Annotated in this window: 21 protein-coding genes; 19 read left to right on the top strand and 2 right to left on the bottom strand. The window is 70.4% G+C overall.

The annotated features are described in order from the left end of the window. Nucleotides 1–315: 315 nt before the first annotated feature. The 18 genes from rho (at nt 316) to CLV56_RS03245 (ending at nt 15,290) form a co-directional block, all read left to right on the top strand. Nucleotides 316–2,226, top strand: a complete 1,911-nt coding sequence (rho, locus tag CLV56_RS03325; protein WP_245857847.1) for a transcription termination factor Rho — start codon at nt 316–318, stop codon at nt 2,224–2,226. 4 nt (nt 2,227–2,230) lie between these two features. Next, nucleotides 2,231–2,713, top strand: a complete 483-nt coding sequence (locus CLV56_RS03320) for a glutathione peroxidase (protein ID WP_039342144.1) — start codon at nt 2,231–2,233, stop codon at nt 2,711–2,713. 139 nt (nt 2,714–2,852) lie between these two features. Continuing rightward, nucleotides 2,853–3,059: a 50S ribosomal protein L31 gene (rpmE, locus tag CLV56_RS03315; RefSeq protein ID WP_039342141.1), complete on the top strand. Its 207-nt coding sequence runs from the start codon at nt 2,853–2,855 to the stop codon at nt 3,057–3,059. Between the two features lie 124 nt (nt 3,060–3,183). Further along, nucleotides 3,184–4,272 carry a peptide chain release factor 1 gene (prfA, locus tag CLV56_RS03310; RefSeq protein WP_039342138.1) on the top strand — a complete coding sequence of 363 codons (1,089 nt, stop codon included), beginning with the start codon at nt 3,184–3,186 and terminating at the stop codon, nt 4,270–4,272. After that, on the top strand, nt 4,269–5,120 hold the full coding sequence (gene prmC, locus CLV56_RS03305; RefSeq protein ID WP_100414380.1) for a peptide chain release factor N(5)-glutamine methyltransferase: 852 nt from the start codon (nt 4,269–4,271) through the stop codon (nt 5,118–5,120). The genes prfA and prmC overlap by 4 nt, the downstream gene beginning before the upstream one ends. A gap of 13 nt (nt 5,121–5,133) precedes the next feature. Then, complete coding sequence (locus CLV56_RS03300; RefSeq protein WP_039342137.1) at nt 5,134–5,784, top strand: L-threonylcarbamoyladenylate synthase; 651 nt, start codon at nt 5,134–5,136, stop codon at nt 5,782–5,784. 2 nt (nt 5,785–5,786) lie between these two features. Then, the gene (locus CLV56_RS03295) at nt 5,787–6,911 is read left to right on the top strand and encodes an MraY family glycosyltransferase (protein WP_039342134.1); all 1,125 of its coding nucleotides are present in this window, start codon (nt 5,787–5,789) and stop codon (nt 6,909–6,911) included. Between the two features lie 187 nt (nt 6,912–7,098). After that, entirely contained in the window at nt 7,099–7,479 is a 381-nt protein-coding gene (locus tag CLV56_RS03290) for a Cg1360 family ATP-synthase-associated protein (RefSeq protein WP_157805046.1), read from the top strand. A 27-nt stretch (nt 7,480–7,506) separates the two neighbouring features. Further along, the gene (locus tag CLV56_RS20485; protein WP_039342132.1) at nt 7,507–7,707 is read left to right on the top strand and encodes an AtpZ/AtpI family protein; all 201 of its coding nucleotides are present in this window, start codon (nt 7,507–7,509) and stop codon (nt 7,705–7,707) included. 85 nt (nt 7,708–7,792) lie between these two features. Next, the gene (gene atpB / locus CLV56_RS03285; protein WP_245857561.1) at nt 7,793–8,575 is read left to right on the top strand and encodes a F0F1 ATP synthase subunit A; all 783 of its coding nucleotides are present in this window, start codon (nt 7,793–7,795) and stop codon (nt 8,573–8,575) included. Nucleotides 8,576–8,690: 115 nt separating this feature from the next. After that, nucleotides 8,691–8,876, top strand: a complete 186-nt coding sequence (gene atpE / locus CLV56_RS03280; RefSeq protein ID WP_100414378.1) for an ATP synthase F0 subunit C — start codon at nt 8,691–8,693, stop codon at nt 8,874–8,876. A gap of 49 nt (nt 8,877–8,925) precedes the next feature. Continuing rightward, complete coding sequence (locus CLV56_RS03275) at nt 8,926–9,468, top strand: F0F1 ATP synthase subunit B (RefSeq protein ID WP_039342128.1); 543 nt, start codon at nt 8,926–8,928, stop codon at nt 9,466–9,468. After that, nucleotides 9,468–10,277: a F0F1 ATP synthase subunit delta gene (locus tag CLV56_RS03270; protein WP_039342125.1), complete on the top strand. Its 810-nt coding sequence runs from the start codon at nt 9,468–9,470 to the stop codon at nt 10,275–10,277. Before CLV56_RS03275 ends, CLV56_RS03270 begins: the two co-directional genes overlap by 1 nt. Before the next feature lie 70 nt (nt 10,278–10,347). Next, the gene (gene atpA, locus CLV56_RS03265) at nt 10,348–11,985 is read left to right on the top strand and encodes a F0F1 ATP synthase subunit alpha (RefSeq protein WP_039342123.1); all 1,638 of its coding nucleotides are present in this window, start codon (nt 10,348–10,350) and stop codon (nt 11,983–11,985) included. 6 nt (nt 11,986–11,991) lie between these two features. After that, a complete protein-coding gene (locus tag CLV56_RS03260; protein ID WP_039342120.1) occupies nt 11,992–12,924 on the top strand; it encodes a F0F1 ATP synthase subunit gamma in 933 nt (310 codons plus the stop codon). Nucleotides 12,925–12,929: 5 nt separating this feature from the next. Next, nucleotides 12,930–14,372, top strand: a complete 1,443-nt coding sequence (gene atpD, locus CLV56_RS03255; RefSeq protein WP_039342117.1) for a F0F1 ATP synthase subunit beta — start codon at nt 12,930–12,932, stop codon at nt 14,370–14,372. 22 nt (nt 14,373–14,394) lie between these two features. After that, nucleotides 14,395–14,787: a F0F1 ATP synthase subunit epsilon gene (locus CLV56_RS03250; protein ID WP_039342114.1), complete on the top strand. Its 393-nt coding sequence runs from the start codon at nt 14,395–14,397 to the stop codon at nt 14,785–14,787. 44 nt (nt 14,788–14,831) lie between these two features. Beyond that, entirely contained in the window at nt 14,832–15,290 is a 459-nt protein-coding gene (locus tag CLV56_RS03245; protein WP_039342112.1) for a DUF2550 domain-containing protein, read from the top strand. A gap of 239 nt (nt 15,291–15,529) precedes the next feature. Here the strand turns inward: CLV56_RS03245 and CLV56_RS03240 are convergent, their stop codons facing one another. After that, nucleotides 15,530–16,102, bottom strand: coding sequence for a cob(I)yrinic acid a,c-diamide adenosyltransferase (locus CLV56_RS03240; RefSeq protein ID WP_039342109.1), 573 nt, complete (start codon nt 16,100–16,102; stop codon nt 15,530–15,532). A 9-nt stretch (nt 16,103–16,111) separates the two neighbouring features. Continuing rightward, entirely contained in the window at nt 16,112–16,462 is a 351-nt protein-coding gene (locus CLV56_RS03235) for a hypothetical protein (protein WP_039342106.1), read from the bottom strand. Between the two features lie 110 nt (nt 16,463–16,572). Here CLV56_RS03235 and CLV56_RS03230 point away from each other — a divergent pair, with 110 nt between their 5' ends. Then, nucleotides 16,573–18,585 (top strand): protein meaA, encoded by a 2,013-nt coding sequence (locus CLV56_RS03230; RefSeq protein WP_039370321.1) that lies wholly within the window; start codon nt 16,573–16,575, stop codon nt 18,583–18,585. The last annotated feature ends 84 nt before the right edge of the window (nt 18,586–18,669 follow it).

Raw genomic sequence — 18,669 nt, 5'->3', positions numbered from 1 at the left:
ATCCGACGAGGGTCAGTTTCTCGACCGGCCTGATTCGGTCGCTCTTCTCCCGCCTTCCCCGCCTCGTCCAACCTCAGTCGAAGGCCCGGGGATTCAGCGGTGGGAAACCGCAGACCACGATCGACCCGTACGGGCCGATCCGGCGGTTCAGCACGCCCCGAACCGCTCACACCGTGCGGCGCCGTGCGTCGCCCGACGTGGGAAGGACCTCACGTGACCGACACCACCCCCACCCTGCTCGATGCCGCGGCCGACGCCGAGCAGCAGGCGCCTGCGAAGCGCGCGCGCCGTCGCGCCGGCAGCGGCCTGAACGCCATGGTGCTGCCCGAGCTCCAGAAGATCGCCTCGGGCCTCGGCATCAAGGGTGTCGCCAAGATGCGCAAGGGCGCTCTGATCGAGGCGATCCAGGCGGCGCAGGCGAGCAGCGGGCCGAGCGCCGCCGACGCGAGCACCGAGTCCGCGCCGACGACCCGGACGGTGGAGACGCCGGGCGACCCCGCCCCACGGTCCCGGCCGGAGGCGTCGTCGGCGAACGAGCCGCGGGCGGCCGAGGCGAGCACGGGGTCCGGGGAGAAGGGCGCCGACCGCCGCGGTGCGCAGGCGAGCACGGACGATCCGCAGCCCGGCGGCGGGACCGCCACGGACCAGAAGCGTCGCAAGGGTGACCCGCGCGGCAAGGACGACCAGCGCAAGGACGACCAGCGCAAGGACGACCAGCGCAAGGACGACCAGCGCAAGGACGACCAGCGCAAGGACGACCAGCGCAAGGACGACCAGCGCGGCAAGAACGATCAGCGCAAGAGCGACGCGCGCGGCAAGGACGACCAGCGCAGCAAGAACGACGGCGACGACGCCGGACGCAACGACGAGCAGGCGCGCGGTGACAAGGCTTCGGACAAGCGCAACCGCAACGAGCCGCAGGCAGCGAAGAGCGACCAGCGCGGCAACGACCAGCGCGGCAACGACCAGCGCGGCAACGACGACGGCGAGGGCGGCGGACGCCGCCGCAACCGCAACCGCAACCGCAACCGCAACCGCACCCGCGAGGCCGAGCCGCAGGTCACCGAGGACGACGTCCTGATTCCCGCGGCGGGCATCCTCGACGTGCTCGACAACTACGCGTTCGTCCGCACCAGCGGCTACCTGCCGGGTGAGAACGACGTCTACGTCTCGCTCGCGATGGTTCGCAAGTGGGGTCTGCGCAAGGGCGACGCCGTGGTGGGCCAGGTCCGGCAGCCGCGCGAGGGCGAGCGCAAGGAGAAGTTCAACCCGCTCGTCAAGATCGAGTCGGTCAACGGGATGTCGGTGGAGGAGGCGCGCGACCGCGTCGAGTTCTCCAAGCTCACCCCGCTGTACGCCTCGGAGCGGCTGCGGCTGGAGACCGACTCGCAGCAGATGACCGGGCGGATCATCGACATCGTCGCGCCGATCGGCAAGGGCCAGCGGGGCCTGATCGTGTCGCCCCCGAAGGCCGGCAAGACGATGGTGATGCAGCAGATCGCGAACGCCATCACGACGAACAACCCGGAGTGCCACCTGATGGTGGTCCTGGTCGACGAGCGCCCCGAGGAGGTCACCGACTTCCAGCGCACCGTGAAGGGCGAGGTGATCGCCTCGACCTTCGACCGGCCGGCGACCGACCACACCTCGGTGGCCGAGCTCGCGATCGAGCGGGCCAAGCGTCTCGTCGAGCTGGGCCACGACGTCGTCGTGCTGCTCGACGGCATCACGCGCCTCGGCCGCGCGTACAACCTCGCGGCGCCGGCCAGCGGGCGGATCCTGTCCGGCGGCGTGGACTCCTCGGCGCTGTACCCGCCGAAGAGGTTCTTCGGCGCCGCCCGCAACATCGAGGACGGCGGGTCGCTGACGATCCTCGCCACGGCGCTGGTCGAGACCGGCTCGCGGATGGACGAGGTGATCTTCGAGGAGTTCAAGGGCACCGGCAACATGGAGCTGCGGCTGCGCCGCGAGTTCGCCGACCGCCGGATCTTCCCCGCGATCGACGCGGAGGCGTCGGGCACCCGCCGCGAGGAGCTCCTGATGAGCCACGAGGAGCTCGCCATCGTCTGGAAGCTGCGTCGCGTGCTGTCCGGGCTCGACGGGCAGCAGGCGCTCGAGCTGCTGCTCGAGAAGCTGCGTTCGACGCGCACGAACGTCGAGTTCCTGATGCAGGTCAACAAGACCACGCCGGTGAGCGGATCGCGCCGCGGGTCGGACGAGGAGTGAGCCGGTGACCAGCGCGTACGACTTCAGCGCCGTCGACATCGACGGCAACGAGCGGAGCCTGTCGGAGTTCCAGGGCAAGGCCGTGCTCGTCGTCAACACCGCGAGCAAGTGCGGCTTCACCCCGCAGTACGAGGGGCTGGAGGAGCTGCACCGCAAGTACGCCGAGGAGGGCCTCGTCGTGCTCGGCTTCCCCTGCGACCAGTTCGGTCACCAGGAGCCGGGCGACGCCGAGGAGATCAAGAGCTTCTGCTCGCTCACCTACGACGTCACGTTCCCGATGTTCGCCAAGATCGACGTCAACGGGAAGGACGCCCACCCGCTGTACCAGTGGCTGCGCTCGGAGAGGACGGGCGTGCTGGGTGACCGGATCAAGTGGAACTTCACGAAGTTCCTCCTCGACTCCGACGGCCAGGTCGTGAAGCGCTACGGCTCTCGTACGACCCCCGAGGCCCTGACCGGCGACATCGAGCGCCTGCTGAACGACTGACCGGACCCGGCACCCCGCGGGTGGGCGGAATAGCACGCCCGCGATTCGTGTTGCTCACCATGACGGTGGCACAATGCCTAAGGCCCCTGGTTCACGGTCCGATCGGCGGATCGACCCAGAGGACGAGCGAGAGGACACCATGAAGAAGGACATCCACCCCACGTACGTGTCGACCGAGGTCTCCTGCACCTGCGGCAACACGTTCACCACCCGCAGCACCGCCACGGACGGCGTGATCCGCGTCGAGACCTGTGCGGCCTGCCACCCGTTCTACACGGGCAAGCAGCGCATCCTGGACACCGGCGGCCGGGTGGCGCGCTTCGAGAAGCGCTACGGCAAGAAGTAACGACCCTGCGGCGCCGGCCACGCACACGCGTGAGCCGGCGCCGTTGTCGTGTCTGGTCGGGGATCGTCGGCCGAGCCGGTCGAGATCACCCGAGCTCGACGGCGGCGGAGGAAGGGAGCGCATCGTGAGCAGGTTCGACGCCGTGCAGTCGCTGGTCGCCGAGCACGCCGAGCTCGAGCAGCGGATGGCCGACCCCGCCGTGCACGCCGACCAGGCGCTGGCGCGCCGGCTCGGGCGCCGCTACGCGGAGCTGACCGCGATCGTGCGGACGTACGACGAGTGGCGCACCGCCGGCGACGACCTCGAGGCGGCTCGTGAGCTCGCCGACGAGGATCCCGCGTTCGCGGCCGAGAGCGAGGCGCTCGCGGTCCGCATCGACGAGCTGGCCGAGCGGCTCGAACGCCAGCTGGTGCCGCGCGACGAGGCGGACTCGAAGGACGCGATCCTGGAGATCAAGGCCGGCGAGGGTGGCGAGGAGTCCGCGCTGTTCGCCGGGGACCTGCTGCGGATGTACCTCCGCTGGGCGGAGACCCAGGGCTGGAAGACCGAGATCATCGACGCCAACGAGTCCGACCTCGGCGGCTACAAGTCGGTGACCGTCGGTGTGAAGGCCAAGGGGACGCCCGAGCCCGGCCAGGCGCCGTACGCGAAGCTGCGCTTCGAGGGCGGGGTCCACCGTGTGCAACGGGTCCCCGTCACGGAGTCGCAGGGGCGCGTGCACACGTCCGCGGCCGGCGTGCTCGTGCTCCCCGAGGCGGAGACGGTCGACGTCGAGGTGCACGACAACGATCTGCGGATCGACGTCTACCGCTCGTCCGGCCCGGGCGGCCAGAGCGTGAACACGACGGACTCGGCGGTCCGGATCACCCACCTGCCGACCGGCATCGTCGTCTCCTGCCAGAACGAGAAGAGCCAGCTCCAGAACAAGGAGCAGGCGATGCGGATCCTGCGCTCGCGCCTGCTCCAGGCCGCGCAGGAGGCGGCCGACGCCGAGGCGTCGGACGCACGCCGCTCGCAGGTCCGCACCGTCGACCGGTCCGAGCGGATCCGCACCTACAACTTCCCCGAGAACCGGATCTCCGACCACCGGGTCGGATTCAAGGCGTACAACCTCGACCAGGTGATGGACGGCTCGCTGGACGACGTGATCGGCGCCTGTGTGGAGGCCGATCTCGCGTCCCGGCTGGCGGCGATCGAGGACGGCGGTCGGTGACGCCGGTCCGTACGGCCCTGGCGGAGGCCGCCGTGCGGCTGTCCGCGGCGGGAGTCGACTCGCCCCGCACCGACGCGGAGCTCCTGCTCGCCCACGTCCTCGGCGTGCCGCGTGGTGCGCTGCTGGTCGCCGACGACCTCGACGAGGCGTCGGCGCACGCGTACGAGGTGCTGCTCGCGCGTCGGGAGCGACGCGAGCCGTTGCAGCACCTGACCGGGACCGCTCCGTTCCGGCACCGTGAGCTCGAGGTCGGGCCGGGCGTGTTCGTGCCTCGGCCGGAGACCGAGAGCCTGGTCGACTGGGCTCTCGAGAGGCTCCACGACGTCGACGTCGCCGCGCCCGTCGTCGTGGACCTCGGTACCGGCTCCGGTGCGATCGCGGGAGCGGTGGCAGCGGAGCACCCCGGCGCGCGGGTGCACGCGGTCGAGCTGAGCGAGGATGCGTACGGCTGGGCCCGGCGCAACCTCGACGGGCTCGGCGTCGACCTGCGCCGCGGTGATCTGGCGGACGCGTTCGCCGACCTCGACGGCACGGTGGACCTGGTGCTGAGCAACCCCCCGTACATCCCGCTCGTCGCCTGGGAGTCGGTGACGCCCGAGGTCCGCGACCACGACCCCGAGGCAGCGCTGTTCTCCGGTGAGGACGGGCTGGACGCGATGCGCGCGGTCGCCGCGACGGCGGCGCGGCTGCTGCGCGCCGGCGGGTGGGTCGCCGCCGAGCACGCCGAGGTCCAGGCCGAGTCGGCGCCGGCGGTCTTCGTCGCCTCCGAGGCCTTCGACCGGGTCGACGACCGGCCCGATCTGGCGGGTCGTCCGCGATTCGTGGTCGCCCGGCGCCGCGCCCGGTGACGTTGCTGGCACGATGGCGTCTGTGAGCGAACGGTTCTCCTGCCTCGACGACGACGACGAGCGCGCCCTCGGCCTTGACGCCGCAGCGATCGCGCTGAGCAGCGGCGACCTGGTGGTGATGCCGACCGACACGGTCTACGGCATCGCCGCCGATGCGTTCAAGCCGGACGCCGTGGCTGCGCTGCTGGCCGCGAAGGGCCGCGGCCGCTCGATGCCGCCGCCCGTGCTGATCGCGGCGACGCCGGCCCTGTACGCGCTGGCGTCGCAGGTCCCCGACGAGGTGGTGACGCTGACCGAGGCGCTCTGGCCGGGGCCGTTGACCGTGATCTGCCACCAGCAGGAGTCGCTGTCGTGGGACCTGGGGGAGACCCGGGGCACGGTCGCGGTGCGGATGCCGGCGGACCCGAACGCCCTCGCCCTGCTCGAGCGCACGGGGCCGCTCGCGGTCTCGAGCGCGAACAAGACCGGCCGGGACGCCGCGACGACCGTGGACGAGGCCACCGAGCAGCTCGGGGACTCCGTCGCGGTCTACCTCGACGGCGGGCCCTCGGAGGGTGGGGTGCCGTCCACGATCGTCGACTGCACCGGCGAGCGCCCGCGCGTGGTCCGGATCGGCGCGGTCGGACTCGACCGGATCGCGGAGCTCGGGATCGAGGTCGCCTAGCCGTGCGCGAGTACCTCGTCGTCTTCTGCGTCGCGGTCGCGGTCACGTACCTGCTCGCGGTGATCGCCCGCGAGTCGGCGATCCGCGTCGGTGCGTGCGCACCGGTACGGGACCGTGACGTGCACGCCGTCCCGATCCCGTACTTCGGTGGCGTGGCGATGATGCTCGGCCTGCTCGCGGCCTACCTCGTGGCCTCGCGGATGCCGTTCCTGTCGGAGTCCGAGGACGCGGTGCTGGCCGACGCCGGCGCCGTCATGGTGGGGGCGACGGTTATCACGATCGTCGGCGTGATCGACGACATGTACGAGCTGGACGCGCTGACGAAGTTCGCGGGCCAGGTCTTCGCCGCGGTGATCACGGTCTCGATGGGCGTCCAGCTGGTCTACCTCCCGTTCCCCGGCAACACGGTGAGCATCGACCCGGTGCAGGCGATCCTGTTCTCGGTGCTGGTGATCGTGATCTGCGTGAACGCCGTCAACTTCGTCGACGGGCTGGACGGGCTGGCAGCCGGGGTGGTCGGCATCGGCGCGGTCGCGTTCTTCGTCTACGCGTTCGTGCTCGTCTCCGAGAACCGGCAGACCAACGCGATCGCGTCGGCGATGCTGTGCGCCGCGCTCGCCGGCGTGTGCGCGGGGATCCTGCCGCACAACTTCAACCCGGCGCGGATGTTCATCGGGGACGCCGGCGCGATGCTGATCGGCTTCGTCCTGGCGAGCTCGGCGATCTCGCTGTCCGGCCGGTTCGCCGCGACGGAGTCGATCCGGGGCCTCGGCGGGGCCGACGCGTCGCTGCTGCCGGCCGTGCTGCCGCTGCTGCTGCCCTTCGCCGTGCTCCTGGTCCCGTTCGTCGACCTGCTGATGGCGGTCGTACGCCGGACCCGGGCGGGCCGCTCGCCCTTCGCGCCGGACAAGATGCACCTGCACCACCGGCTGCTCGAGATCGGCCACTCGCACCGCCGTGCGGTCCTCGTGATGTACATGATCGCCGGGCTCGTCGCCTTCGGGACGGTCGTGGTCGGCCTGATCGGCGGCTGGCGGGCGATCCTCGGTGTGACGGTGATGGCGGTCGTGACCGCCTTCGTGGTGTTCTGGCTGCCACGCCTCGGCGCACCCGAGACCCAGCGCTGAGCGGCGTCGGCCGGGGTCGCGCCGACGGCGGGACGGACCCGGGCTGACCTGGTCGGATGGACCCGGGGTAGGGTCGAGGGAACACCTTGTGCTACTTTTCACAAGCACTGACCCAGCACCTTTGGACGGCCGCCCCATGACGACCGAGAGCTCACGATCCCGAGCCGCGCGACCCAGGCGCGTGCTCGTGGGGAGCGCTGTGGCGGTCGCCGTCGTGTGCGTCGTGGTCGCCGCGGTCGCGGCGGGCCTGTCCGGGGCGCTCGGAGCCCTCGTGGGAGCCGGCGTCGTGCTCGTGTTCTTCGGGGTCACGGCGACCGTCCTGCCGCCGCTGACCGAGCAGGCCAGCGGCAACGCGCTGCTCGTCGCGCTCCTGCTGTACGGCACCAAGATCCTCCTGCTGCTGCTCGGCGCCGTGGTGCTCGCGCGCAGCGGTGTCCTCGGCGACCAGATCGACGCGGCGGCGCTCGGGCTGACCGTCATCGCCTGTACGCTCGCGGTGACCGTGATCGAGATCGTTGCGGCCACGCGCAGCCGTACTCCCCTCTACGACCTGGGGGAGGAGCGGTGATGCTGCCGTGCTACCGTTCGGTGGGCAATGAGCACGAACCCACCAACACCCTCGACGGACCCCTGGGTCGCCGTCGGCCGGATCAGTGGGGGCGTCTTGGTGTACGGCGCGATCGGGTACCTCCTCGATCGCTGGTGGGAGACCTCCTTCATGGTGGCGATCGGCGTGATCGTCGGCGCTGCCTTGGGGATCTACACCGTGGTCGCCACGACGCGACACCCGTCCTGATTGCACCACCCCGCCCCGAGCTGTTCGACGTATCCATGACGCCCGCGCACCCCGTGCGCGACGCAGCCCTTGATGAGGTGAACGAGTGACCATCGCCGGACGGACCGACCTCGCCGAGTTCCACTCGCCGGGTCCCGCCGACTTCGACCTTCCCGCGATCGTCGCGGGGATCACCAAGCCGATGGTGCTCTACGTGCTGGCGGCCCTCGTGGTCTTCGTGTTCTTCTACGCCGCGTCGCGCCGCGCCGCCGTCGTTCCCGGCAGGCTCCAGTTCGCCGGCGAGCTCGCGTACAACTTCGTGCGCAACGGCATCGCCCGCGACTCGATCGGGTCCGCCGACTACATGCGGTTCGTCCCCTACCTCACGGCTCTGTTCTTCCTGATCGTCGTGAACAACTACTGGGGTCTCGTCCCGCTCCTGCAGTTCCCGACCTTCTCCCACGTCGGGTACGCCTACGGACTGGCGCTGCTCACCTGGCTCCTCTACAACGGGGTCGGGATCGCGAAGCACGGGTTCGGCGGCTACCTGAAGCTCCAGTCCGTCCCCGGCGGCGTCAAGGGCCCGGTGCTCCTGCTGATCGTGCCGCTGGAGTTCATCTCGAACATCCTCGTCCGGCCGGTCACGCTCGCGCTGCGACTCTTCGCCAACATGTTCGCGGGCCACCTGCTGCTCCTCCTCTTCACCCTGGGCGGCACCTACCTCGTCTTCGACTCCGGCAACGCCGCCTACATCCCGGTCGGCGTGATCGCGTGGGTCCTCGCGATCGCCGTCGGCTTCCTCGAGGTCCTGGTGATGTTCCTCCAGGCCTACGTCTTCACCCTGCTCACCGCTCAGTACGTCGGCGGCGCGCTCGCCGACGAGCACTGAGCACGACGGCGCCTGCGCCGTCCCCCCGACCGACAACTTCATACCGCGCACGAATCACCCCAGCGACGCACCTCGCGTCACGACGAAAGGAACAGCCGTGGAAGGCTCCCTCAACATGGTCGGTTACGGTCTCGCCGCCATCGGCCCCGGTGTGGGCATCGGCCTGATCTTCGCCGCGTACATCAACGGTGTCGCCCGCCAGCCCGAGGCGCAGTCGCGCCTCCAGACGATCGCGATCCTCGGGTTCGCGCTCGCCGAGGCGCTGGCGATCATCGGCATCGCGCTCGCGTTCGTCCTCTGACGACCGCGTGACGAGATCGCACCAGCCAACCCACTGACGAGGTCAGCTCATGAGTAGCAGCATCCTGGCGGCCGAAGAGCTCAACCCGCTCATCCCGCACGTCCCCGAGATCATCCTCGGCATCGTCTTCTTCCTGATCCTGGTCGCGCTCATCGCGAAGTTCGTCGTCCCGAGCTTCGAGAAGGCGTACGCCGAACGCACCGCCGCGATCGAAGGCGGCATGAAGGAGGCCGAGCGGGCCCAGGACGAGGCCAAGGAGGCGCTGGAGAAGTACACCGCCCAGCTCGCCGAGGCCCGGCACGAGGCTGCGCGCATCCGCGAGGAGGCGCGCGAGCAGGGTGCCGAGATCGTCGCCGAGATGCGGTCGCAGGCCCAGGCCGAGGCCGACCGGATCACGGCATCCGCGCACAGCCAGATCGAGGCCGAGCGCGTGCAGGCGATCCAGCAGCTGCGGCGCGAGGTCGGCGAGATCTCGACCCAGCTCGCCTCCAGCATCGTCGGTGAGTCGCTCGAGGACGAGGCGCGCCAGCGCCGTACGGTCGAGCGCTTCATGGTCGATCTCGAGGGCTCGTCGAACGGATCGGCGAACTGATGCGCGGCGTCTCGGCGGCCTCCCTCGAGTCCGTCCTGGAGTCCGTCGGCGGCGCGACCGCCGACGGTGCGGACGGGGTCGCGGTGGGCCAGGAGGTCTTCGCGGTCGTCGCGGCGCTCGACGCGAACCCGGTGCTCCGACGGGTGCTCTCCGACCCCGCGACCGAGCAGGACGCGAAGGCGGGCCTCGCCCGATCGCTGTTCGGCCCGCACGTCGGCGAGGGCGCGCTCCGGATCGTGGTCGTCGCGGCGTCCGCGCGCTGGAGCTCCGCACGCGACGTGGCTGACGCACTGGAGCAGGCCGGGGTCCAGGCGGTCCTCGGCCAGGCCGAGCGCGCCGGCGCCCTGGAGACCGTGGCGGACGAGCTGTTCTCGTTCTCGACGGTCGTCACCGGCGACGTCGAGCTGCGGCAGGCCCTGAACGACCGGACCGCCCCGGTGGACGCCAGGGCCGACCTGGCCGGCCGGCTGGTCGACGGCAAGGTCGACGCCGCGTCCGCGGCGCTCGCGCGGCAGGCGGCCGCCGGGCGTCACCGCGGCTTCGAGCAGACCCTCTCGGACTTCGGTTCGGCGGCGGTCGAGCGTGAGGGTCGCCTGAGCGCGACCGTGACCTCGGCCTACCCGCTCGAGACGGCCGAGCGCGAGCGTTTGGCTGCTGTCCTCGGGCGCAAGTACGGTCGAGACGTACACGTCGACGTCCACGTCGACCCGGCGGTGATCGGCGGCCTGTCCGTCGACATCGCCGGTGAGCGGATCGACGCCACGGTCGCCACCAAGCTCGCCGAGGCTCGGCGGGGTCTGGTCGGCTGAGCGATGCCCGACAGCACCAGCACCACCCTTGACATCCCCCAGCACGATCGAGAAGAAGGCAGGCACTGACATGGCGGAGCTCACGATCCGTCCGGACGAGATTCGCGACGCGCTCCAGCAGTTCGTCAGCGACTACAAGCCGCAGGCGACGACCGAGGAGATCGGCGTCGTCTCGGAGGCGATGGACGGCATCGCCCGTGTCGAGGGCCTGCCGTCGACGATGGCCAACGAGCTGCTCGAGTTCGAGGACGGCACGCTCGGTCTGGCGCTGAACCTCGACGTGCGCGAGATCGGCGTCGTGGTCCTCGGCGACTTCGCCGGCATCGAGGAGGGCCAGAAGGTCAAGCGCACCGGCGAGGTGCTCTCGGTGCCCGTCGGCGACGGCTACCTCGGCCGCGTCGTCGACCCGCTCGGCACCCCGATCGACGGGCTGGGCGACGTCGAGACCTCCGGGCGCCGCGCGCTCGAGCTCCAGGCGCCGACCGTCGTGCAGCGCAAGAGCGTGCACGAGCCGCTGATGACCGGCATCAAGGCGATCGACTCGATGACCCCGATCGGCCGCGGCCAGCGCCAGCTGATCATCGGCGACCGCCAGACCGGCAAGACGGCGATCGCGATCGACACGATCATCAACCAGAAGCAGGCCTGGGACTCCGGTGATCCGGACCAGCAGGTCCGCTGCATCTACGTCGCGATCGGCCAGAAGGGCTCGACGATCGCCTCGATCCGCTCGGCCCTCGAGGACGCCGGCGCGCTCGAGTACACGACGATCGTCGCCGCGCCGGCCTCCGAGGCCGCCGGCTTCAAGTACCTCGCCCCGTACACCGGCTCGGCCATCGGCCAGCAGTGGATGTACGACGGCAAGCACGTGCTGATCGTCTTCGACGACCTCTCCAAGCAGGCCGAGGCGTACCGCGCGGTCTCGCTGCTCCTGCGCCGCCCGCCGGGCCGCGAGGCGTACCCGGGTGACGTCTTCTACCTGCACAGCCGGCTGCTGGAGCGCTGCGCGAAGCTGTCGGACGAGATGGGTGCCGGCTCGATGACCGGTCTGCCGATCGTCGAGACGAAGGCCAACGACGTGTCGGCCTACATCCCGACGAACGTCATCTCCATCACCGACGGGCAGATCTTCCTCCAGTCGGACCTCTTCAACTCCAACCAGCGCCCCGCGGTCGACGTCGGCATCTCGGTGTCGCGGGTCGGCAGCGCGGCCATGCTGAAGTCGATGAAGGCCGTCACCGGCTCGATCAAGGTCGAGCTGGCGCAGTACCGCGCCATGGAGGCCTTCGCGATGTTCGCCTCCGACCTGGACGCCGCGTCGAAGCAGCAGCTGGCGCGCGGTGAGCGGCTGATGGCGCTGTTCCGGCAGGGCCAGTACGAGCCGTTCCCGGTCGAGGAGCAGGTCGTGAGCCTGTGGGCGGGCACGAGCGGCAAGCTCGACCCCGTCCCGGTCGAGGACGTGCAGCGCTTCGAGACCGAGTTCCTGGACTTCCTGCGCCGCGACCGCAGCGAGGTCCTGAGCTCCATCCGCGAGTCCGGCAAGTTCGGCGACGACACCGCCGAGTCGCTCGAGTCGGCCTACGACGACTTCGCCGACCAGTTCGAGACGTCCGAGGGCGGCTCGATCAAGGCCGGCCACGAGGAGCACGAGGCGCTGAGCGACGAGGACGTCGATCAGGAGCAGATCGTCGCGCAGAAGCGAGGCTGAGCCCCGATGGCCACCTCACTGCGCGAGTACCGCGCGAAGATCAGGTCGACGCAGTCGATGAAGAAGATCACGCGCGCCATGGAGCTCATCGCTGCGTCCCGCATCATCAAGGCGCAGCAGCGGGCCGCGGCGGCGACGCCGTACGCCCGTGAGCTCACGCGCGCGGTCTCGGCCCTCGCGACGTACGGCCACGTCGAGCACCGGCTGCTCACCGAGCACCCGGAGCCGAAGCGCGCCGCGGTCCTGGTGATCTCCAGCGACCGTGGGCTCGCCGGCTCGTACTCCTCGGCCGTCCTCAAGGAGGCCGAGCGGCTCGTCGAGAAGCTCAAGGGCGAGGGCAAGGAAGTCGACCTGTACGCGTCGGGCCGCAAGGCGGAGGCGTACTACCGCTTCCGTCAGCGCCCGGTCGTCCAGACCTGGACGGGGTTCTCGGACCGGCCGGAGTACGACCACGCCCGCGAGATCGGCAACGTGCTCACGAGTGCGTTCCTGATCGACCCCGAGGATCCCGAGACCGGGGACCCGGCGCGCGCGGTCGACGAGCTCCACGTCGTGTTCACCCGGTTCCGCTCGATGATCAGCCAGGAGCCGGACGTCATCCGCCTCCTGCCGCTCGAGGTCGTCGAGGGGGAGACCCCGACCAGCCCGGAGGACTCGCACCCGCTGTACGAGTTCGAGCCCTCGGCGGAGGACGTGCTCGACGCGCTTCTCCCGAAGTACGTCAACCAGCGGCTGTACTTCTGCCTCCTCCAGGGGGCGGCATCCGAGCTGGCGGCGCGCCAGCAGGCGATGAAGAACGCCACGGACAACGCCGAAGACCTCATCCAGAAGTACACCCGTATCGCCAACCAGGCCCGCCAGGCCGGTATTACCCAGGAAATCAGTGAGATCGTCGGTGGCGCGGACGCCCTGGCCGACGCGACCGCCGGGAGTGAGTGAGAGACATGACTGCCACGATCGACGAGACTCAGACCGCCACGGGGCGCATCTCCCGGGTGATCGGTCCGGTCATCGACATCGAGTTCCCCACCGATGCGATGCCCGACATCTACAACGCGCTCCAGGTGCACACCGCCCTGGACGCGGAGGGCCGCCCTCTCACGCTCGAGGTCGCGCAGCACATCGGTGACGGCATGGTCCGTGCCATCTCGATGCAGCCGACCGACGGCCTGGTCCGCGGTGCCTCCGTCAGCGACACGGGCGACCCGATCTCGGTGCCGGTGGGCGACGTCACCCTCGGCCACGTGTTCAACACGATCGGCGACTGCCTCAACCTCACCGAGGGCGAGGTGCTCGACGTCCAGGAGCGCTGGGGCATCCACCGCAAGGCGCCCGCGTTCGACGCGCTGGAGCCGAAGACCGAGATGTTCCAGACCGGCATCAAGGTCATCGACCTCCTCACCCCGTACGTCCAGGGCGGCAAGATCGGCCTGTTCGGCGGCGCGGGCGTCGGCAAGACGGTGCTCATCCAGGAGATGATCGCCCGGGTCGCGCGCGACCACGGTGGTGTGTCGGTGTTCGCCGGCGTCGGCGAGCGCACCCGTGAGGGCAACGACCTCATCGTCGAGATGGAGGAGTCGGGCGTTCTGGGTCAGACCGCGCTGGTGTTCGGCCAGATGGACGAGCCGCCGGGCGCGCGTCTGCGCGTGGCGCTGTCCGCGCTGACGATGGCGGAGTACTTCCGCGACGTCCAGAAGCAGGACGTGCTCCTCTTCATCGACAACATCTTCCGGTTCACGCAGGCCGGCTCGGAAGTCTCCACGCTGCTCGGGCGCATGCCGTCCGCGGTGGGCTACCAGCCGACCCTCGCCGACGAGATGGGCGTCCTCCAGGAGCGGATCACCTCGACCCGTGGACACTCGATCACCTCGATGCAGGCGATCTACGTGCCCGCGGACGACTACACCGATCCGGCTCCGGCGACCACGTTCGCGCACCTCGACGCGACCACCGAGCTCAGCCGTGAGATCGCCTCGCAGGGCATCTACCCGGCGGTGGACCCGTTGACCTCGACGTCGCGGATCCTCGATCCGCGCTACATCAGCGCGGACCACTACGGCGTCGCGACCCGCGTCAAGCAGATCCTCCAGCGCAACAAGGAGCTGCAGGACATCATCGCGATCCTCGGTGTCGACGAGCTGTCGGAGGAGGACAAGACGGTCGTCTCGCGCGCCCGCCGGATCCAGCGCTTCCTCTCCCAGAACACCTACGTGGCGAAGCAGTTCACGGGCATCGAGGGATCGACCGTCCCGCTCGACGAGACGGTCGACGCCTTCCAGAAGATCTGCGACGGCGAGTACGACCACGTCGCGGAGCAGGCGTTCTTCATGTGCGGTGGCCTCGACGACGTCGAGCGCAACTGGGCCGAGATCCAGAAGAACTCCTGATCGCGGGGACGGAGATCCTGTCATGACGGAACCGCTGCACGTCGAGCTGGTCTCGGCCGACCGCGTGGTGTGGTCGGGCGAGGCGACCTCGTTGCTGGCTCGCACGACCGAGGGCGACGTCGGAATCCTGCCGGGCCACAGTCCGCTGCTGTCCCTGCTCGCCGACGGCGTCGTGGAGATCGAGACGACCGACAACGAGACCTGGGTGGCCGCGGTCGACGCCGGCTTCATCTCGGTCGCGTCCGACCGCGTCTCGATCCTGTCGGAGCGTGCGGAGATGTCGCACGACATCGATCTGGAGAAGGCGAAGCGCGAGCTCGCTCGCTGCCAGTCCGAAGGCGCCGAGACCGAGGAAGCCGCAGCCGCGCTTCGTCAGGCCGAGGCCCGCGTACGAGCGGTCGAGACCGCGTCCTGATTCGGACCTGATCGACCGATGCGCGTCGAGGGAGGAGGGCACGATTGCCGATCTGGCTCTGGGTGCTCGACTCCCTCGGCGTGCTTCTGCTTCTCGGGATCCTCGCCGTCCTGGGTCTCGGGGCCCGACGTCGCCTGCTCGCGCGGGGCGGCGTCACCTTCGACCTGAGCGTCAACCGTCGCCAGGAGCACGAACCGGGTGACGCGCGCGGCTGGACCCTGGGCATCGGCCGCTACAACGGCCACGAGCTCCAGTGGTTCCGCACGTTCTCGTTCTCGCCGCGCCCGGCGCAGACGTTCCAGCGCGGCCACGTGGAGGTGGCCGGCCGGCGCAAGCCGGAGGGCTCGGAGTCGTACGCCCTGCACGCCGGCAACGTCGTGGTCGAGACACGCATGTCCGACGGCACGACGCAGTCGTTCGGGCTCAGCCCGCAGGCCCTGACCGGACTGCTGGCGTGGCTGGAGTCCTCGCCCCCCGGCCGCGAGGTCAACAACGTCATCTAGCCGCGAGTCGCCTTCCGCCGGTGCTCGAGGCGTGAGCGGAGCGAGTGATCGCGAGCGCTGGGTTCGTCTCGATCCTCGCTGCGCTCGGCCTCGACGAGCGGGGTGGGGGCTGCGCTCGGCCTCGACGAGCGGGGTGGGGGCTGCGCTCGGCCTCGACGAGCGGGGTGGGGGCTGGGAGTCGCCTTCCGCCGGTGCTCGAGGCGCGAGCGGAGCGAGTGATCGAGAGCTGGGGGCGTTGCCTAGCGGTCGCCGCCGGGGACCCAGAGGACGTCGCCGTTGTCGCGGTTCGCGTAGCGGGCGAGGATGAAGAGCAGGTCCGACAGGCGGTTGAGGTACTTCGCGGTCAGGACGTTCATCGTGTCCCCGTGCTCGTCGAGCGCGGCCCACGCGCTGCGCTCGGCGCGCCTGCACACGGTGCGGGCGACGTGCAGCACGGAAGCGGCCTGCGTACCGCCGGGCAGGATGAACGATCGCAGCGGCTCGATCTCGGCGTTGTAGCGGTCGCACCACTGCTCGAGCCGCTCGACGTACGCGGCCTCGACCCGCAGCTGGGGGTACTGGGGGTTCTCGACGACGGGCGCTCCGAGGTCGGCTCCGACGTCGAACAGGTCGTTCTGCACGTGCCGCAGGACACCGGCCACGTCGTCGTCGAGCTCACCGAGCGCGAGCGCGTGCCCGAGGTGGCTGTTCAGCTCGTCGGTGTCGGCGTACGCGACGAGGCGCGTGTCGAGCTTCGTGGTCGTGCTCATGTCGACGAGGCGGGTCGTGCCGTCGTCGCCGGTGCGCGTGTAGATCCGAGTCAGGTTGACCATGGACGCAGCCTAGCCAGCGGTACGCGGCGCGGCGCCGGGCGAGTCCGGCGGCTCCTTGCGTGCTGACTTGCGCACGGCGAGCACCGCCCGCGCCGTCGGCGCCTGCTCGCGCCACGCGAGCACGAGCCACCCGCGCGGGTCGTGCGTGACCGAGGCGCGGATCCCGGCCGAGCGCAGGTGCACCGCGGTGGCCTCGGCCTGGGCCTCGGTCCGCGCCCGTGCGACCGGGGTGAGCATCCCGTACGAGGGCCACGGGACACGCCGGCCGGGCGAGTGGGCCCAGCGCAGGATGAGCGCGAGGATGCCGATCCCGACCAGGCTGATCAGTGGGATGTAGGCGTATCCGAGCGCGTCGCTCATTCCTCCAGTGTGCGCCCGCATCCCCCTCGCGTACAGATCGCCGGACGGGCCGGACGTGACGCCGCTCACGCCTCTGTTACTCGCCGGTCATTTAGGCCTAACCTGTGCGCATGGCCGACTCGACCCACCGCGACCGTCCCTGGGTGATGCGCACGTACGCCGGGCACTCCTCTGCGTCCGACTCGAACGCGCTCTACCGCCGCAACCTCGCCAAGGGGCAGACCGGGCTGTCGGTGGCGTTCGACCTGCCGACGCAGACCGGGTACGACCCGGACCACGTGCTGAGCCGCGGCGAGGTCGGCAAGGTCGGTGTCCCGATCCCGGACCTCGGCGAGATGCGTCGGCTCTTCGACGAGATCCCGTTGAAGACGATGAACACGTCGATGACCATCAACGCCACCGCGATGTGGCTGCTCGCCCTCTACCAGGTCGTCGCCGAGGAGCAGGCGAGCGCGGCGGGGGAGGATCCGGCGGAGTGGATCGGCCAGCTCGCCGGGACCACCCAGAACGACATCATCAAGGAGTACCTCTCGCGCGGGACGTACGTGTTCCCGCCGGAGGCGTCGATCCGGCTCACGACCGACACGATCGCGTACACGGTCGTGAACATGCCGAAGTGGAACCCGCTCAACATCTGCAGCTACCACCTGCAGGAGGCGGGTGCGACACCGACGCAGGAGCTGGCGTTCGCGCTGTCGACCGCGATCGCGGTGCTCGACGCGGTCCGTGACGCGGGGCAGGTCCCCGCCGAGGAGTTCGAGAAGGTCGTCGGTCGGATCTCGTTCTTCGTCAACGCCGGCGTGCGCTTCGTCGAGGAGATGTGCAAGATGCGCGCCTTCGGGCGGCTGTGGGACGAGATCACCCGCGACCGCTACGGCGTCACCGACCCGAAGATGCGTCGCTTCCGCTACGGCGTCCAGGTGAACTCGCTCGGTCTCACCGAGGCCCAGCCCGAGAACAACGTCCAGCGGATCGTGCTCGAGATGCTCGGCGTGAGCCTGAGCAAGAACGCCCGCGCCCGCGCGATCCAGCTCCCGGCGTGGAACGAGGCGCTCGGCCTCCCGCGGCCGTGGGACCAGCAGTGGTCGCTGCGCCTCCAGCAGGTGCTGGCCTTCGAGTCGGACCTGCTGGAGTACGGCGACCTGTTCGACGGCAGCCACGTCGTCGAGGCGAAGGTCGACGAGCTGGTCAGCGGCGCGAAGGAGGAGATCGACCGGATCCAGGCCATGGGCGGGGCCGTCGCCGCGGTCGAGAACGGCTACATGAAGCAGGCGCTGGTCGCGTCGCACGCGGCCCGGCGCGCCGCGATCGAGAACGGCGACTCCGTCGTGGTCGGCGTGAACGCCTACACCGAGACCGAGCCGTCGCCCCTGACCGCCGATCTCGACACCGCGATCCAGACCGCGGACCCGCAGGCCGAGGCGGGCGCGATCGAGCGGCTCGCGTCGTGGCGCTCGGTCCGCGACGAGGCGGGTGCGGCCGAGGCGCTCGACCGGCTCCGCGCCGACGCCAAGACCGACGCCAACCTGATGACGGCGACCCTCGCCTGCGCCCGGGCCGGGGTCACGACCGGCGAGTGGGCCGGCGCGCTGCGGGAGGTCTTCGGTGAGTTCCGGGCGCCCACCGGCGTGACGGGCGTCGTCGGTGTGGCTGAGGCCGGCGCCGAGCTCGCTGCCGTCCGCGACCGCGTACGGGCGACGGGCGAGGAGCTCGGCGGCCGTCTGCGGCTGCTGGTCGGCAAGCCTGGTCTCGACGGCCACTCGAACGGCGCCGAGCAGATCGCCGTGCGCGCTCGCGATGCCGGGTTCGAGGTCGTGTACCAGGGGATCCGCCTCACCCCGGCGCAGATCGCTGCGGCAGCCCTCGACGAGGACGTCGACTGCATCGGCCTGTCGATCCTGTCGGGATCGCACATGGAGCTGGTGCCGGACGTGATCGCGCAGCTGCGCGAGTCGGGGATCGCCGACGTCCCGGTCGTCGTCGGCGGGATCATCCCGACCTCGGACGCGAAGCGGCTGATCGAGGCCGGCGTCGCCGCGGTCTACACGCCGAAGGACTACGGCATGACCCAGATCATGGACGACATCGTCTCGGTCATCCGGACCGCGAACGACCTGGCCTGACGGCCGTACGCACCGGCCCCGCGCGGTGGGGAAGGTGAGCCATTCCTGCCTGGTGGCGGCGTGGCGGCGGCGCTAGCGTCGTTC

The sequence above is a fragment of the Mumia flava genome (assembly GCF_002797495.1).
GTDB lineage: Bacteria > Actinomycetota > Actinomycetes > Propionibacteriales > Nocardioidaceae > Mumia > Mumia flava.
Note: the sequence above shows the minus strand (reverse complement) of the source record. Positions and strands in the feature narration are given on the sequence as shown.